The following is a 17,330-nucleotide window of genomic DNA, read 5'->3' on the forward strand; positions in this document are numbered from 1 at the left end:
TCAGGGGGTGGTATGGATTTTACATTAGTTACAGGAGGAGCAGGCTTTATAGGTTCCCACCTAGTCGAAGAGCTCCTATCTCAGGGAAGAATAGTAGTGGTTCTTGACGATTTATCAACGGGAAAAAGGAAAAACTTGCCAGAGAGTCCAAATCTCATCTTTGTTGAAGGCTCTATAGCTGATAAGGAAATCCTAAAAAGACTTTTCTCCGAGTACAGGTTCTCAACTGTCTTCCACCTTGCCGCAGTTGCTTCCGTTTACCACTCTATTGAGGAGCCCCTTTACTGCCATCAGGTCAACTTTGATGGAACACTCTACCTCCTTGAAGAGTCAAAAAGGGTAGGCGTTGAGAAGTTCATCTTTGCCTCATCTGCTGCTGTTTACGGCGATTTACCGGAGCTCCCAAAGAGGGAAAATATGGCCGTTAAGCCTCAAACTCCTTATGCCGTTGATAAATACGCCTCCGAAAGGTATACGGTAAACTCTTTTAACCTTTACGGCCTTGATGCTACAGCTTTAAGGTTCTTTAACGTTTACGGTGAAAGGCAGGATCCAACTTCTCCTTACTCTGGAGTTATTTCAATCTTTATTGAGAGAATTAGGAGGTTTCAAAGAGGAGAAAGTGTGATTATTGACATCTACGGTGATGGAAAGCAGACGAGGGATTTCGTTTACGTTAAGGATGTCGTTAGAGCTCTCTTATTGGCAGAGGAGAAGCAAACTGCCGGCGAAGTTTATAACGTTGGGACAGGTGTGGAAACTTCTCTTCTTCACCTCCTAGAAGTTTTAAGAGAAATTGCTGGTGAGATTCCCCCTGTTCGTTTTCTGCCTTCCCGTCCTGGAGATATAAAACGTTCAGTTGCTGATATTTCTAAGATTTCACAGATAGGGTATAGTCCTTCCTATTCCCTTAAAGAAGGATTGGAAAGGCTTTGGAAATGGGTAACTAGAACTTAGTCTTCCTTGCTATCCATGGAGGAACGTATCCGGTTCTTCTGTGGGCGTCAAAGAAAGCTTCATCAATGTAGGCATACAGTGCGTTAAGCCTTAGTACTAGTGCGTATATTGGGAATAAAAAAGTGTAAGGTATAAGCTTAACGTCCCAGTTTTTCCTTTCCGATATTAGGACAACAAAGAAGAGTATTAAAAAGAACGTGTGGAGTGCGTAGATAAGGTAGATAAAGGTTATTATGGCCAGAACTTCAAGGAGTGAAAACTGAAGGAACAACTTGATGTAGTAAAGGAGTATAAAAACTGGGAGGGCAAAATTTTGAATTAAGACTAAGTAGTAAGTGTATAAGGCCTCTCTCCAGCCGACGATTTTTGGATTAAGTGCCCACGTGTGTTTTTTAAAGTACAGGTAAACGAGGTCACCGTCCCACCTTTTCCTCTGTTTTAAAATTCCTGTCCAGGTTTCAGGGCCGTCTGTTAAGCCTATTGCATCGTAGGCAAACCCCAACTTTATGTCCGGATAAAGGTTTCTGTACTTTTTAAACCTAAGCGTTAGGTCTAGGTCTTCTGCCGTACCAGCATCCCAACCTCCAAGACCGTTTAAGAAGTCAGTTTTGAATATCCCGAAAGCTCCTGATATGTTGTTTATGAGACCCAAGGCGTCTAAAAACTGTTTTGCCATGTAGATTGATATCGCGTACTCTATTGCCTGAAATTTCGTTACTATGGTTTTATTCCAGTTCCTTATTCTTAAGTTTCCCGAAAGTGCAACTAGCCTTTCATTGCTAAAGTGGGACACAGCGTTTTTTATCATGTCCCTATCGTAAGAGGTATCTCCATCAAGGGCCAGTGTGATTTCACCTTTTGCGAAGTTTAATCCAAGGTTAAGGGATGAAGCTCTTCCTCCCCTTTCCCACTTTGGAATTACCAAAATTTCCTTATTTCCATGGATTCCTTCATATTTCCTCGCTACCTCGTAAGTTTCCCTGTTCTGTTTTGCACCGTCAACGATAACTATTACCTGAATATAACCTCGGTAGTTCTGTTCAAGCATTGATTCAATAGAGTTCTTTACAGATTTTCCTTCGTTGTAAGCTGTAATAAGAACGCTTACAGGAGGTGTCCAATCTCTTCTTTTCCTTTCAAAGAGGCCAAAGGTGACTTTTAGGGTTAGTACTATTACCATTCCTGCTGCTAAAGGGAAATCAAAGAGTAAGTAAGGGAGGATTAAAATTATCTTTTCATATAAGTTTGTGTTAAGGATGATGTTTGATAGATATGTGAATACTGCGTAGATGTAGTTTCCTAGGAATTCTATCATTTTTCCATCTCTTTAAAGAGTTCTTTAACTACCTCTTCTGCTGATAGATCAGTTATTCCCTTATCTGTACATATATAACTCTCTTTAAACTCAATTTGATCAGTTAGATTGTTCACTTTAAGTAATCTCTCTACCTGTTCTGCAATTCTCTTCACTACTACTTTAGCTCCTTCTGGTGGAGTTTCAGGAAGGAGTATCAGAATGTACCTCCTCTCTGAAGAGCTTATTATGTCGGAGCTCCTTAAGTTTTCTTTTATAATAGATACGAGGTCTTTAAGAAAGAGTTTAACTTTTGTTGGTGCTTCAGTTATGGCTTCCTCCTTTACTGTAAGCTTTAACCCTAAAACACAAAAGGTCCTTTCGGGATATCTCTTGGCCAGTTTAAGGAACTTATCAAGTATGTATATGAAGAGGTTAAAGCCTATTACGCCTAGCTGAACGGAGAGCTCTTCAAATATATTAAGCGGGAACTTTCCTTCTGCTGCAACTAACTTTCCAAAAGGAGTTAAAATGTAGGTATTAACAGTTTCCTCCTTTATGTTTTCTGGTGGAAAGGTTTTTGAACAGTTAGCGCATAGTACACTTATGTCAGGTTCAATGAATACGCTTTTACACTCGTCACAGATATACTTTTCAAGAGGTTTATCGTAATCTACTCCTATGTGTTTAAGCTCTTCGTGGCACTTTGGACAGATTAATTTGTCTCCGACCTGAAACTCACTTGCTGGACCTATGTATCCACAGGAGTAGTGGTGTATGAACTCTTCAAGTCTAATTTTTACTGAGCCGCAGTTAGGGCAAATCTCCCTTAGAATTAGGTTATAGTAACCGCAAAAAGGGCATAGGGATGTTTTATTTTCTATTTCTGTTGAGAAGATTTTTTGCCTCTTCATCAGCTCTAAATCTTCAAGTTCCCTACCTTTTTCCTCCTTTCTTAAGATTGTTTTTGCTTCAGGCCAGAAAAAGCCGATAACAGAATTTCTGTTTAGTACTGGTGAAATTTCCTCTATCTTCCTTGTAACTAAGAACCTTAGTAAGTTCATTCTCCAGTTTTCAGGTAGAGTCGTTGCATAAGGATTAGGTACGAGTTTCTCTATTGTTTCCCATATCTCTCTAGCTTTTTCAATAGATTCGTTTGATAGGGAAGCTTCAACTCCATCAACGAGTTTTTTAAATTCTGGAGATGGTTCAAGGTTCGAAAAGAGGGGAGATAAGGAACTTTCAGGTTCTCTACGCAGGACCTCTATGGCTCTATCAACGAACTTCCTGTTCTTGGCTTCAACGAAGAAGAGGTGAGGTGATCTGAAAAGTCCCATTTTATTAACTTCTATTAAAGCTTCTTCAGGTTTAGGGAAGATTAATCCTTCACTTTTCTTTGCTCCTTGAAGTATTATTATCTTCGTTATTTCCATTTTCTACTCCTAAGTAATTTAGTACTGATAGAGCTCTTTCTTTGGCAAGGATAATATTAGACTTTACCTTTGCTTTTACAATTTTTGTTGAATCAGCATATCCGATTACTTTTAGGTTACAGACTTTTATTAGTGGTTTAATTTCATCTAAGATGAGTTTAGCCTTGCTATCTAGTTGGTAAGAACCTTTTTGGAAAAAAATAGGAATTTTAAAAGAAATTGTGTTTTTTTCATCTATTTTAGGTGCTAAAAGAGAATCTTTATTTTCCTTTAATTTTACTGAATACTTCAAAAGATATTCCTTTTGAGGATTTAAGTTTTTTATTTGGAGTTCTCCGTTCCTAAAAGGTAATTGAGCAATCTGTTTGATAGTATTATTTTCTTTAATCTCAAATAGCTCAGCTGTACTTGATAGCTCTTCTCCTTTACGGGTAGGTTGTTTTAAGACAAATTCTTTCCCTGGGAAAGTTATCTCAACGTTAATTTTTAGACCTAACCTTTCAACGGTTAAAGAGTACTTTCCTGAATCTTTAAAGGAGCACTTAAAGATAACCTCAGCCCTTCTTCCTAAATCTCCCTTTACTTTAAGAACTTTGTACTCAACTTGAGCTCCTAAAGAGCTTGAGTTTAAGCTTAGGAATATAAACAGTAACGGGAAGATTCTCATAGAGCTCATTTCCTTCCTCTTTTAACCTGATTTCTATTTCTCCGTGAAGATCTCTCTTTTCTAGAGGTCCTACTAAAAACGGAGGCTTTAATTTTAGATTTGGTTTGATTTTGACTATATTTCCTTTCAAAATCTTTCCTGAAGGTAGTTTTACCAGAGCTTCATCTCCTAGCTTAATCTCTGTTAGAACTTTAGATGGAATGTAAACTATAACTTTATAACTGTTTTCTTTAATTAATTCAACAACTTTCTCGCCGGTATTTATCGTTGAGCAGGAAGGGAATACAAAGGACACTTTTGCAGGAAAGGGAGCTTTTATTAGCTGAACGCTTTCCGACTTTAACCTTTCTAATTGTGCTTTTGTCTGTTCAATTTGGGTGTCAATTGAAGTGATTAATGGTAGAAATGGGTTAGGTGGTGTCCCAGTCTTTGATAAGTATATAGCTTTTTTTAATTCTTCTTCTTTAGTTGTTAGTTCTATCTGAATTCTTTCTTTTTCTCTGATTAAATTTTTTAAATTATTCCTGAGTAAGTTTATGTCGTAAAGTGTTGCGTAGCCTTTGCTCAGAAGTTTTTTGACTTTATTAAGTCTACTTTCTAGTTCTCTTTCTTCCTTTTCAATTTGAATCAACCTTTTTTTAAGTATTGATATTTCTTTTTTTACACTTTGAGGAGAATTAACTCTTAAAGTTGTAAGAATTTTGTCTTGCTTTGCCTTCCTAGCCCCTTCTTTAATAATTTCCTGTTTTATTTTTTTAAGCTTTTTTATCTTCTGAATTAAAGCTTCTATTTCCTTTTCCCTTGAAGAATTTTTTATTATTCCAATTACCTTTCCTTTCTCTACTTTATTTCCCACTTTAACGTAAGACTCAAATTTACCAGAGATGGTAGAGTAAATTACCGATTTATCGGATTCTATTATTCCTGTAAATCTGTACGTGAAAAACTCTTTAAAAAGAACTATTAGGATCCCTATAAATATGAAAAAACTGGCAACTCTTAAAAACCACTTCTTGGCCCTTGAAGGAGGTAAGGGAGGTGGATGTTCAACTTCAAGAGGAGTAGGGGCTCTAAAACGTTCTCTTAAGCTTTTAGAAATTGAGAACCTTTTCATCTGACTACAATTTCCTCTGGAAGGGTTTTAGCGTCTAAGAAGACCAACTTAAACTTCCTTCTACTTTCCTTCTCTTCTTCCAAGTAAATTCTAAAGTCCGTTAGGTTTTGAACAGCCACACTTTTTATTCCTTCCATTTTTATCATATTAACAGCTTTTATAAATTCTACCCTTGGCCTTTTAAAGAAGGACTGACTGGGGGGAAGTTCTTTTTCAACTGATAGGGATATTAAAACAGGTTTAAGCTCTTTTAATGAAAGCTGCGCGTACTCGGAAGCTTTTCTCTTTAAGTAATTGATGTTGGTTGAGTAACACATTACGTTTATACCGTCTGCAATTTCTAGAACGGTTTCCGTAAGGCTTGTTTCATCGTACTTGATTCTATCGTACTGAGGTGATACGTCAACAAATACTGGTTTTTCGCTTAAGTCTTTTACTTGGTTAAGGGTTTCCAAGTAGAGGTTTACTAGCTTTTCTTTTGAGGTTTTCCACTGAGGAAGGGCATGAGGTTCAATATCAAGGTGAAGAGCGGAAAAACCGTTAATTCCTGCGTAATCGTTGAACCTGTTAAATAGATTAACAATTTTTAAGAGCTTTTGTCTATTTTGGGTAAATATCCAGCTGTTTTCTCCTAAGAGTAGCTGAAGTTCTATACCTTCATTGTGGGCACTCTCTATAAACATCTTAAGTTCTCTCCAACCCTCTAAGTTTCCTAGGAATTTATTTAACTGCTTTTCATTTAAAGACATGTATATCGTTCCAATGTTTAGTTTTTTTACTTCTTTTATGAATTCAATTTCTCTTTTAAAGTTCCCAAGTACGTTATCTGTTTTCCACCAGTAAGCGTGAAGTTTTCTAGAGACAGAGACGTGCTCCTTTCCTCTTAGAAACTCTTTCTCAGTTAACCCTTTTAGTGCAAAAAGAGCTTGAACAACTTTTCTTTCACTATCAAGGAGGGAAACTTTAATTGAAAAGAGTTCAGAGGTTAGTAGGGCTTCTTTAAGATAGCTGTCAGTCCCCCCGGTAAGTCCTGCCTCTCTTCTCAGCTGAAGGGTTTTAAGTGCTTCTTCTTTTTCCTTTAGGGACGCCTTTAAGCTTTTAACTCTTTCCTGATAGATAAGGGCGTTTCTGTAAGGAATTTGAGATGCTGTGATTAGGGCGTAATTTGCTATTTTCGCTCTAAGGAGTTCTCTCTGAGCCCTGAGGATTTTCTCTCTGTGGAGTTTCTCCGTTAGGTTTTTACTGTTAAGAGGCATTGAGAGGGTAAAGGAGACGCCGATTCCTTTTTGAAAATCTCCAATTTCTTTATCGGTTATCCCTCCGGTGAACGTAAACCAGCCGGTAAGGAGGCTTTCTCCTTTTTGGGAACTCTCCCTTAGAACTTTAAAGGCTTCCTGTAAAAGTTTTATTTCCTTAAGTTGAAGGGCATCCCTATAAATTTCTGTAGGGTCGGGGATGTAAGCTTCTTCAGGGTTTCTTATTTCAAGAAAAGGTTTAAAGTGAGGAAAGTTTGGCTTTCCTATTAGTTCTCTTATTGTTGCGAAGGCTTTCTCCTTTTTCTCTTTAAATATTCTTTTTGTAGTTTCTATTCCTATTAGGTTTGATTCAACTGATAGGAGCTCTGACCAGAGGGCGAGTTTTTCTTCAAATCTTTTCCTCAGTACGTCTTTAATAATGAGTAACTGATTAATACTTTCCTCTGCCAAGTTTTCCATTTTGCCGTAGTAATAGTAATCTGTATAAGCTTTCCTTAGTTTAGTTAGCAGTTTCCTCTTTAGGAAAAAAAACTCAGCCTCTTTTTCAAGGATTAGGGCTTTAAGAGCAGCTTTTTTGATAAAGGTTTTCTTTATTACGGGAACTTTTATAGATGTTGACAAACCATACCTGTATCCTGAAACTTCTTTTGCATATTCTTCCGATGGGAAATAGGTGGCTGTTACTGACAGTTGGGAACTCTTCCTTTCCTCTCTTATATACTCAAGGCTTCCTTTCAATATCTCAATCTCTTTCTCCTTCTCAAGGAGTACAGGATTAGACCTAATTAGAAGTTCCTCAAGATAACTTAAGCTTATTGTTTTCCCGCTTGCTGTTAGCGTTAGGATTGCCGTTATGAGAAACAGGTTTAAAATTATGCTCTTCATTTCTAAATTCTCAATACTTAATTATGAGGAATTATATTAATTTAATTTGAGAGGTTGATATGCCGATTCTCCTTGATGGTATTTACGATGGAAAGAAGCTTTATAGGGAGCTCCGTCACCTTGGTCTTAGGAAGCACGACGTTAAGGAGGTCTTTGTTGCCAACGGTAAGACTTTGATTTACCTAAAGGACGACTCCTTGAGCGGAGTTTACCCTGAGCTCCAGCCCTCTCCTGAAGAGGAAAGGGAGATTAAAACTGTTCACAACTACGTTGAGAAGTTTAAGTACCTGATTGACCTTGAAAGGCTCTCTGAGATTGGGTTTCAGGAAGAGGAGATAAGGAGGTTATCGGGTAGGGAAAGGGAACTCCTTGGAAGGGCAATCCTTGACCTTAAGGGAAGTAGAGCTGGAACTAAGTTCCACCTCCACCTTGTAAGGTTCTGGAGGGAAAAGCCTATAGAGACTGAGATATCAACTGGGGACGTTGTCCTTGTAAGTAAGGGAAATCCTCTAAAGAGCGACCTCCTTGGAACTGTTGTGAGGATAACGGAAAAGACGATTACCGTCGCCTTTGACAACCGTCCACCAAACTGGGTTTATAAGAAGGGCGTTCGTGTTGACCTCTACGTTAACGATGTAACCTTTAAGAGGATGGAGGAAAACCTAGAGGAGCTCCGCCATGCCGTTGGAAGGCAAAGGGAGATTAGGAACGTAATAGTTGGTTTAGAGGAACCAAAAGCTGTTACTGAAGCTGTTGAATTTGAGCCCTTTGACTCAAGGCTGAACGAAACCCAGAAAAGGGCCGTTTCACTAGCCCTTGGAGCTCCAGACTTCTTCTTAGTTCACGGTCCTCCCGGAACTGGGAAGACGAGTACTGTAACTGAGTTAATCGTTCAACTTGTAAAGGAGGGAAAGAAGGTTCTTGCGACTGCAGATTCAAACATTGCCGCAGATAATATCCTCCTTAACCTATCAAAGTACCCTGAACTTAAACTGGTTAGAATAGGTCACCCTGCAAGGGTTCTTGAGGAGCTTGAGAAGTTTTCAATTTACGCTCTCTTTGAGGAGCACGAAAAGAGTTCAAAAGTGAAAGAGGGTTGGGAGAGAGTTAAGGAACTTATAGATAAGAGAGATCAGTTTACGAAACCTACTCCTTCCCTCAGGAGAGGAATGAGCGACGAGGAGATAGTTTACTTCGGAAGAAAGGGAAAGAGCTTTAGGGGTGTTCCTAAGAAAGTTATGCACTCCATGGCAAACTGGATTTTAACCAACTACGAAATTGATGTAAGGATAAAGGCCCTTAAGGAGATGGAATCTATTATCTACAGGGAGATTATTGCTGACGCTGACGTTGTTGTATCAACGAACTCAATGGTTAAGTCGGAGCTCCTTGAAGGCTTCCACTTTGACGTTGCAGTTATAGACGAGGGAAGCCAGCAGGTTGAACCTTCAACCCTTATTCCGATCATGAGGGCCGATAAGTTCTACATTGCAGGTGATCACAAGCAACTTCCCCCCACTGTTATGAGCGAGGAGGCAAAGGAGCTTGAGAGGACCCTTTTTGAGAGGTTGATAGAGAAACATAGGGCGCTCTCAACGATGCTCACTGTTCAGTACAGGATGAATGAGAAAATTATGGAGTTTCCAAGTAAGGAGTTCTACGAAGGTAAGTTGATTGCCGCCCCTGAAGTTAAGAACCATACCTTGAAAGATTTATGCGTAAGTGAGCCTGAAAAGTTTAAAGAGGTCCTTGATCCTGAGCTACCACTTGCCTTTGTTGATACTTCAAACATAAACGCTTACGAGTTCCAGCCTAAAGGTTCAACTTCCTACGAAAACTATGAAGAGGCAAAGCTTTCGGTTGAGATTGCACACCTCCTTTACAGGATGGGGCTTGATAGGAGGGATATAGGAATCATTACTCCCTACGCTGCCCAGGTTAAGCTCATAAAACAGCTCCTCATAGAGAAGGAATTAAAAGTTGAAGTAAACTCAGTTGATGGCTTCCAGGGTAGGGAAAAGGAGGCAATCATTATTAGTTTCGTTCGTTCAAACGATGAAGGAGAGATAGGCTTCCTTAGGGATTTAAGGAGGTTGAACGTAGCAATAACCAGGCCAAGGAGAAAACTGATAGCCATAGGAAACTCAAAGACCCTCAGCAACCACGAAACCTATAAAAAGTTTATAGATTACGTTAAGGAGAAGGGAAAGTTTTACTCCCTTAAAGGCTAACTCTCCTTGACCGTATAGTTAATAAGCGTTCCAATACCCTCTATATCTACCTCTACTCTATCTCCTTCGTTTAGGGGGCCTACTCCAGGAGGGGTCCCCGTTGCTATTACGTCTCCTGGAAGGAGGGTCATTACTTGGGATATGAAGGAAACTAGCTCAAAGGGTGAGAAGATCATATCCTCGGTGTTCCCTTCCTGTCTTACCTCTCCATTTACCTTAGTTGTAATCTTTAATCCTATCGGGTCAATATCTGTAGCAATCCACGGACCGTAAGGGGCGAACGTATCAAAGGATTTTGCCCTTGTGTACTGAACGTCTTTCTGCTGAAGGTCCCTTGCCGTAACGTCGTTAAAACAGGAGTAACCGAGGATGTACTCCTTTGCTTCCTCAGGGGTAACCTTCCTGCACTTTTTCCCTATTACTACTGCAAGTTCACCTTCGTAGTCAACCCTGTTTGACATGCTTGGTAGGACTATTCTCATCTTGTTTGCTATAACTGCCGTTGAGGGTTTGAGGAATAGGAGAGGTTCTTCAGGTAGAGGTTTACCCATCTCTTCGGCGTGGGCCTTATAGTTAAGACCGACCGCAACGATCTTTGAAGGCCTTGTAGGTGATAAGAACTTTGTTTCCCTTATTGGAATTACCTCGTCTGTCGGGGTTATACTCTCCATCAGATCTGAAACCCTTGTTTCCTTAACTGGGACTATTTCCCTTCCTTTAATGATCCCAAAGATAGTCCTTTCTCCATACTTAAACCTTCCTATTTTCACGGTTCCCTCCTAAACTACGGCAACTGCAAACATTTTACCATTGACTGAAACCCTATCTCCTTCAGTAACGTCTACTACTTGGTTCGTTAGAACCGTAAACTCAAGCTCCTCTGAAAAGAGGTCAATCGCTAGGAGCTCTCTACCTCTAAACTGAACTTTTTTAACCGAAGTTACTATACCAACTATAAAGTATTGATTTAGAGAAGGAAGTACGCAGGTATCAAGCAGTTCTTCTGGGTGGCCTTTAAGCTCGGATAACAGCCTACGGGTTTCTTCCTCTCCAACTTCCCTTTCTAGCTTCTCAATGGCCTTTTCGTTCCCCTTTACTGCCAGTTTGAGGAGCTCCCTGTTTTCGTCTGCTATCTGGTCCAGCTTGGTTAAAGGTGCAAGTTTCTTTATCTCTTTTCCGTAAAGAGTAAGGATTACCTCAAGTTCCCCCTTTAGATCCTCCGGTAGCTGGCAGAGGTTGCACAGTTCAAAGTAGAAGCTGATTCCGGATGTAACCTCAACTGCTTCGGTTAGGAGGGTGAACTCTTCAAGGGAGTTTATCTTGAAGTTAAAGTCCTCAAAGGTGTAAAGTGAACCTTCCCTGTATCCCAAGTAACAGCCGAGTTCTCTCTCTTCCTGGCGGGAAAATAGGGAAAACTTCTCTTTCCTGAGGATGTAAGAGTAGACTGAGAAGTCTGTTAAGTCTTTACTGTAGCAGATTAATTTTTCGTGGGTGTCAAGGAGGTCTTCAAAGACGAAGTGCTTAATTTCCTGTTCCTTTCCTTCACTTACGGCTTCTTCGCAGATATCCCTATCAAGGCCTAGGATACTAAAACTGTCCTCCATAAAGTCTCCCCTTTTGGTTTAGAGGAAGGGGGAGAGTTTCCCCCTTTACTGCTGGTGAATTTCAAGCTGATTGAAGAAGAACGGAATCTCGTAAGCTGCAGACTCAGGAGAGTCTGAAGCGTGAACGGCGTTCCTTCCAACGTCGGTTCCGTACTTCCTCCTAATTGTCCCTTCGGCGGCCTTTGCAGGGTCTGTTGCGCCGATGATTTCCCTTACCCTTGAGATAGCGTTTTCTCCTTCAAATACCATAGGAACACAAGGACCTGATGACATAAAGTCTGTAAGCTCGTCGTAGAAGGGTCTGTCCTTGTGAACTATGTAGAACCTCTTTGCCTGCTCCTTTGAAAGGTGGACCATTTTGATTGCAAGGAGTTTGAGGTCATTTTCCTGTAGAATCCTAATGATATCTCCCACTGCATTTTTCTTAACGGCGTCTGGTTTGATGATAACGAGAGTTCTCTCAACTGCCATCCTTTTCCCTCCGGTCTGTAAAGTTTTCAGAGATTATACCTTTTCTTACTTCCTGGAGGTAGTTGTGGGCGAGCCTTGTCGGTTCTGGAAGTCTGTACTTCGTTGAGAGCTTTAGAACCCAGTCTCGGGCTTCCTCGTTAGTTATGAGGTTTCCGGCTGAGACGTAAACAGGTTTTACGTTACTTCTAGTTCTTAACGAGTAGCCTATAACTTTTCCATCCTTTGGGTCCAGTATAGGCGTGTAGCACCCTTTCTCCCTGCAAGGCTCCTCTGTCTTTCCGTAGAGGATCTTCTTTGCACACCCTACTGTAGGGACCTTCTCTACTACTCCAAAGTGGGCTGCAATTCCAAGTCCCCTCGGATGGGCTATTCCGTGGCCGTCAACGACTACAAGCTGTGGTCTGTTCTTAAGTTTTCTGAATGTCTTTATTAAAAGTGGGAGTTCCCTAAAGGCTAAAAAACCCGGGTAGTAGGGAATTTCCACTTTCATAACTTCGTACCTTTTCTCTACTACTTCCATCTCAGGATATCTAAGGACTACGAAGGCACCAATACCGATGGTTGGGTTTTTATAGGGGTCAACGAAGGTTAAATCGCATCCTCCTACTAACTTCGGTTCCTTTTTAAGAGGCTCAAGTTTTACCTTTTCCCTCAGTATCTCCTGAACTTTCCTTGCTCTGTTAAAGAAGAACTTCACTTTCCCCCCTTAAGTATCGACTCTTCCTAGGAGTGTTAGCCCTACTGCTCCAAAAATGAAAAGGGGAGCGAATGCAGCGTATGAAGGTGGAAGAACTCCGCTCTTTCCAAGGCTTAGAAATAGAGAAATTACGATCCACATTGATACGATTAAGAGAGCTGCAAACAGGAGAGTGTATCCTCTTTTGTTCCTTGGGTTGTAAACCCCAAAGGGAATCCCGATAATGACTGCAACGATAGGTAGAAGGGAGAGGGAAAGTCTTGAGTAGAGTTCAAGGCTGAGGTAATCTGTTTCATAACCTATCCTTGATAGTCTTTTAATGGTTAAGAATAGTTGGGTTAGTCCCATACTTTCAGGTAAGGTTGAGGAGAGTAGGAGTTCCTTCGGGGTAATTTGCAAATTTAAGTCTTTCTCCTTGAACTTTTGGCTTTTAAGCTCTTCAAAGTCCCTCTCAAAACCTTCTTTTAACCTCCAGATACCATTTCTCCTATACTTTGCTTTTAAAGCATCAATTCTCTTTACAGGCTTTGTTCCGTTAACGCTCAAAACTGTTATCCTTTCTCCTTCCTTTTCAGCTGGTTTAAAGCTCCAAAAGAAGATGTACTGGTTCTTTTCGTTCTTTACCCAAATCCCGTTTATAGGAACTTTCTCTCCCTTTCTTTTCTCCATGAGTGCTTCGACTTCCTTTACCTTACTCAGCCCGGCTGGAACTACTTTTTCCTGAAGGAGTAGAGAGGAAAGAGAGGCAAGGGATGCTAAAAGTACTAGGGGAAGTGTGAACCTGTAAATACTTATCCCTAGTGCTTTTACAACTGTAAGTTCACTAGTTGAGGAAAACTTTGAGAGGGTAATCATTGCAGATAGTAAAACTGCTATCGGTATTACTCTGACTAAGTAAAGGGGAAACCTGCCGGTAACGTAAGTAACTTCCGTTTTTAAGCCGTACTTAATGAGAATTTCTAAGTTGCTAACCATGTCAATTACTGCAAATAGAGTGAGAAAGGTTAGGATACTCAAGGTAAAGTACTTTAGACTTTCGGTAAAAACGTACTTATCAAGGATTTTTACCATCTTCCACCGATCTCTATTTGGAGCTTTTCCTTTATAGTTCGTAGATAAAGTGGGACTGTAATTAGTCCAAATACTAAATCTGGAGTAAAGGCTAAGATAGGTACTCCCGTTTTAACTGCCAATTTTTTACTAACTGTGTAAATTACGTAGTAAATAACTACGATTAGAAGTCCGAGAGTTACTCCGGTTCCCACTGCTCCCCTTGGAAGGGAAACGGCTACTGAGAAGGCAAGGAGCCCTACTATTAGGGGGGCGAGTGATAGGGAGAGTCTCTTTATAATCTCGGCTCTGCTTTCTATACTTCCGTCTTCAATCAGCTGAAAGAGTGTTTTATATTTCTTTGCTTTAAACTGCTCCTTTTTTGAGAACTTGTAGAGCTCCACTGTGTAACTCTTAAATGAAAGGAACTTTAGTCCTTCCGGCTTTTTCCAGTCTATAACTTGGGCATTCCCGTTAAATATATCTAAGAAAACGCTGTCCCCTTTGGTTCTTAGAACGCCTTTCTCTCCAAATATAGTTATCAGTTGAAGTTTTTTCTGGATTGATACCATGAAGTTAAGGATGTACCCCTTTTCGGGGTAGATCTTCTCAACGTAAAAGGTAACTCCCGGGAAGTTGGAAGAGAATTTCTTGGGGGTTATGTTCATCGTTATCTTCTTCTTCAGGAGTTGAGTAATTTCCTTTTTCACCTCAACGTTGCTCTTTGGCGCAATGAACATGAGAGATAGGAACGATAGTAGTGAGAAGAGGAGACCGAGAACTATTACCGGCTTGGAAATGTCTTTAATGCTGATTCCGCACGACTTTAAGGCCACAAGTTCGTTAGAACTTCCCATCTGTATAAAAGTTATGAGGACGGAGATTACGAAAGATATGGGAATTACTATTCCTAAGAAGGAAGGAACTGTCTTAATTAGGACGCTGAGAAAGTCAAGGAAGCCTACCCCCTGACCTAAAACCGTTTCAGCTATGAATGATGCCCTATCCATCAGAATGATGAAGATGAAGAGGGATGTAGTTAGAGTTACTGCCTTTAATACCTCAATTCCAATGTACCTGTAGAGTATTTTCATTTTTCCTTTTTAACGTACCTGTACCAGTCAACTACTATAGCACTTGCAATAAAGATTGATGAGTAGGTTCCGACGATTATTCCTACAAGGAGTACAAACGCAAAGTCGTTTATTACTCCGCCTCCAAACAGGTAAAGGCATAGGACAACGAACAGCGTTGTTAACGATGTTATGACTGTCCTTGAGAGGGTTTGGCTTATACTATCGTTAACTATCTCCTCAAAGGGTCTACTCCTAAGTAAGACCTTCATGTTCTCCCTTATCCTGTCGTAAACAACGATCGTGTCGTTAATGGAGTATCCGATAACTGTAAGCAAAGCTGCAATGACGGGAAGGCTAAACTCCCTTCCAACGCTCATGAAGATTCCGACGGTAGCTAGTGAGTCGTGAACGAGGGCCAAAATTGCTCCACATGCGAAGATGGGCTCAAACCTCCATGCTACGTAGATTAGGATTCCTATTAGGGCGTAAATTATCGCCATTATTCCCTTTTCTTTGAGTTCCTTTCCGATTGTTGGACCTATCATTTCAACTTTTAGGACTGTTAGCTTTCCGTCAAACTCTTCCTTTAAAGTTTTCCTTATCTTTGAAACTGTTTCATTCGGATCTCCCTGAACAGGAGCTTTTATAAGAAAAGCTCTTTCACCTTCAACGTTCTGGACTGAGACCCCCTCCACTTTCCCTTTAAGTAGGTTTCTGATCGTTTCTGTATTAACGTTTTCCTGGTTAATCCTTACCTCAACCAGAGTTCCTCCGGTAAAGTCAATTCCAAACTTAGGTCCCTTAACGAAAGCTCCGTAAAACCAGCTTCCAGCTATCAGAAGGAGTGAAAGGAGGTAGGCTAGGTGCCTCTTTCCGATAAAGTCAAACTTCCTTTTCATCAGAGCTCCCTATATCCTAAGTAGTGATGGTTTGTACCTTACCAGTAAGTCAAGGAGGACTTTCGTCACAAAGACGGCTGTGAACATACTGGTTAGAATACCCAAGGAGAGGGTAACTGCAAATCCTTTAATCGGCCCGGTTCCAAACTGGAATAGAACTGCTGCAGCAATTAAGGTTGTAATGTTTGCGTCAAGAATTGTTCCCCAAGCCCTTGAAAATCCTGCTTCAACTGAAGGGAAAAGGTTTCTTCCCTTCCTTAATTCTTCTTTAATTCTTTCAAAAATTATTACATTTGCGTCAACTGCCATACCAATTGTCAAAATGAATCCTGCAATTCCAGGGAGCGTAAGGGTTGCACCAATTAAGGCCATAAGTGCCCAAAGCAGAATAACGTTCATTAGTAGGGCAACGTCTGCAATTACTCCTGCAGTTTTGTAGTAGACCATCATGAATAGCATTACGATTACTAAACCTGCCACTCCCGCCTTTATTCCCTTTTCGACCGATTCTTTACCTAGTGACGGTCCAACCGTCGTTTCTTCAACAATCTTTACAGGTGCAGGGAGGGCTCCCGCCCTTAAGACTATTGATAGGTCCCTTGCTTCCTGGTAGGAGAACTGGCCGGAAATCTGGCCCCTTGCTCCGATTTGGCTCCTTATCACAGGAGCTGACTGGACTTTATTGTCAAGGACTATTGCAAGGCGTGTTCCTATGTGTTTTGCAGTGTACTCCTCAAAGATCCTTGCTCCTTCGGAGTTAAGGATAAAGCTAACTGCCGGCATGCCAAGTTCATCCCTGCTGGGGTAGGCATCTTTAAGGTAAGCGCCCGTTAGTATAGGCTCTCTCTTTACTATGAAAAAGTTGTAGCCGACAACTTTCCCGTTTTTATCCTTTATCTCCTGGATTAAAACTTGTTTATCTTCTGGAACTCTCCCACCGAACTTCTTAACGAGTTCCTCAAGGGAGGAAACCTTAACTTCTTCCCTCTTTCCGTCCTTTATCAGGTAGAACTTTGGCCCTGTTGGAGATGGCTCAACTAAGAGACTGCTCCCTTGAGGGATAGTTCCCCCTAGCTTTCCTACGAGTTCTTCGGGGCTCCTTGCTACGTCAACGACTTCTTTAAACTCTAAGTTTGCTACTTTTCCAATTACCTTTTTGGCCCTTTCCGGGTCTTTAACGCCGGGGAGCTCTACTATAATCCTATCCTTTCCGTTCCTAACTATTACAGGTTCTGCAACTCCCAGCTGGTCAATCCTGTTCCTTATGGTCTCAAGGGCCTGTTCTGCAAGCCTATCTACCTCCTTTGATACGTAGGAGGGTTTAAGGAAGAGCTCTATCTTCTTACCCGAAACTTTTATGTTGAACATGCTACCGTAATCTTCTTTTATGATTTCAACTGCCTTTTTGACTGAATCCTCTGTTAAGAGTTCTATCTCAACCTTTTTCCCTTCCCTCTTTAGGTTTAAAACTGGAATATCTTCAGATTCAAGCCTCTTCTTAATGTCCCTTGCTGCATTTAAAGCTTCCGTTTCAAGGGCCTTTTCCGTATCAATCTGGAGGACTAAGTGAGTTCCACCCTTTAGGTCAAGTCCGAGGTTAATTGGCTTTGTTAGTGCAACGTAGATGGCGCCTAAGAGTACTGCTAAAACGAAAACTACTTTCCACTTAAGGTTCTTCATTTCCCAGACTCCCCGC

At 40.8% G+C, this 17,330-nt stretch carries 15 protein-coding genes; 2 read left to right on the forward strand and 13 right to left on the reverse strand.

Annotated elements, in window-relative coordinates; genetic code table 11:
• The first annotated feature begins 12 nt into the window (after window positions 1-12).
• Window positions 13-957, forward strand: a complete 945-nt coding sequence (locus C7457_RS03105) for an NAD-dependent epimerase/dehydratase family protein (RefSeq protein ID WP_121169976.1) — start codon at window positions 13-15, stop codon at window positions 955-957.
• Here the strand turns inward: C7457_RS03105 and C7457_RS03110 are convergent.
• From C7457_RS03110 to C7457_RS03130, 5 genes are read right to left on the reverse strand one after another with little or no spacing between them, the layout of a single operon-like run.
• Window positions 947-2,272 (reverse strand): glycosyltransferase family 2 protein, encoded by a 1,326-nt coding sequence (locus tag C7457_RS03110; protein WP_121169977.1) that lies wholly within the window; start codon window positions 2,270-2,272, stop codon window positions 947-949. The genes C7457_RS03105 and C7457_RS03110 overlap by 11 nt on opposite strands.
• Window positions 2,269-3,684, reverse strand: coding sequence for a TackOD1 domain-containing metal-binding protein (locus C7457_RS03115; RefSeq protein WP_121169978.1), 1,416 nt, complete (start codon window positions 3,682-3,684; stop codon window positions 2,269-2,271). Before C7457_RS03115 ends, C7457_RS03110 begins: the two co-directional genes overlap by 4 nt.
• Window positions 3,638-4,351 carry an OmpA family protein gene (locus C7457_RS03120; RefSeq protein ID WP_170137337.1) on the reverse strand — a complete coding sequence of 238 codons (714 nt, stop codon included), beginning with the start codon at window positions 4,349-4,351 and terminating at the stop codon, window positions 3,638-3,640. The genes C7457_RS03115 and C7457_RS03120 overlap by 47 nt, the downstream gene beginning before the upstream one ends.
• A complete protein-coding gene (locus tag C7457_RS03125; RefSeq protein ID WP_121169980.1) occupies window positions 4,284-5,465 on the reverse strand; it encodes an HlyD family secretion protein in 1,182 nt (393 codons plus the stop codon). Before C7457_RS03125 ends, C7457_RS03120 begins: the two co-directional genes overlap by 68 nt.
• Window positions 5,462-7,606, reverse strand: a complete 2,145-nt coding sequence (locus C7457_RS03130; protein ID WP_121169981.1) for a TolC family protein — start codon at window positions 7,604-7,606, stop codon at window positions 5,462-5,464. The genes C7457_RS03125 and C7457_RS03130 overlap by 4 nt, the downstream gene beginning before the upstream one ends.
• A 59-nt stretch (window positions 7,607-7,665) precedes the next feature.
• Here C7457_RS03130 and C7457_RS03135 point away from each other — a divergent pair, with 59 nt between their 5' ends.
• Entirely contained in the window at window positions 7,666-9,837 is a 2,172-nt protein-coding gene (locus C7457_RS03135) for an IGHMBP2 family helicase (RefSeq protein ID WP_121169982.1), read from the forward strand.
• Here C7457_RS03135 and C7457_RS03140 read toward each other — a convergent pair.
• From C7457_RS03140 to secD, 8 genes are read right to left on the reverse strand one after another with little or no spacing between them, the layout of a single operon-like run.
• Window positions 9,834-10,607, reverse strand: coding sequence for a fumarylacetoacetate hydrolase family protein (locus C7457_RS03140; RefSeq protein ID WP_121169983.1), 774 nt, complete (start codon window positions 10,605-10,607; stop codon window positions 9,834-9,836). The genes C7457_RS03135 and C7457_RS03140 overlap by 4 nt on opposite strands.
• Before the next feature lie 9 nt (window positions 10,608-10,616).
• Complete coding sequence (locus tag C7457_RS03145) at window positions 10,617-11,441, reverse strand: hypothetical protein (RefSeq protein ID WP_121169984.1); 825 nt, start codon at window positions 11,439-11,441, stop codon at window positions 10,617-10,619.
• 45 nt (window positions 11,442-11,486) lie between these two features.
• Window positions 11,487-11,912, reverse strand: coding sequence for a nucleoside-diphosphate kinase (gene ndk, locus C7457_RS03150; protein ID WP_121169985.1), 426 nt, complete (start codon window positions 11,910-11,912; stop codon window positions 11,487-11,489).
• Window positions 11,902-12,609: an endonuclease V gene (locus tag C7457_RS03155; protein WP_121169986.1), complete on the reverse strand. Its 708-nt coding sequence runs from the start codon at window positions 12,607-12,609 to the stop codon at window positions 11,902-11,904. Before C7457_RS03155 ends, ndk begins: the two co-directional genes overlap by 11 nt.
• Before the next feature lie 9 nt (window positions 12,610-12,618).
• Entirely contained in the window at window positions 12,619-13,680 is a 1,062-nt protein-coding gene (locus tag C7457_RS03160) for an LptF/LptG family permease (RefSeq protein ID WP_121169987.1), read from the reverse strand.
• Window positions 13,674-14,753, reverse strand: a complete 1,080-nt coding sequence (locus C7457_RS03165; RefSeq protein ID WP_121169988.1) for an LptF/LptG family permease — start codon at window positions 14,751-14,753, stop codon at window positions 13,674-13,676. The genes C7457_RS03160 and C7457_RS03165 overlap by 7 nt, the downstream gene beginning before the upstream one ends.
• Window positions 14,750-15,634 carry a protein translocase subunit SecF gene (secF, locus tag C7457_RS03170; protein WP_121169989.1) on the reverse strand — a complete coding sequence of 295 codons (885 nt, stop codon included), beginning with the start codon at window positions 15,632-15,634 and terminating at the stop codon, window positions 14,750-14,752. Before secF ends, C7457_RS03165 begins: the two co-directional genes overlap by 4 nt.
• Window positions 15,635-15,643: 9 nt before the next feature.
• Window positions 15,644-17,314 (reverse strand): protein translocase subunit SecD, encoded by a 1,671-nt coding sequence (gene secD, locus C7457_RS03175; RefSeq protein WP_121169990.1) that lies wholly within the window; start codon window positions 17,312-17,314, stop codon window positions 15,644-15,646.
• Window positions 17,315-17,330 lie beyond the last annotated feature (16 nt).

Source organism: Thermovibrio guaymasensis (assembly GCF_003633715.1).
In the GTDB taxonomy this organism is placed as follows: domain Bacteria; phylum Aquificota; class Aquificia; order Desulfurobacteriales; family Desulfurobacteriaceae; genus Thermovibrio; species Thermovibrio guaymasensis.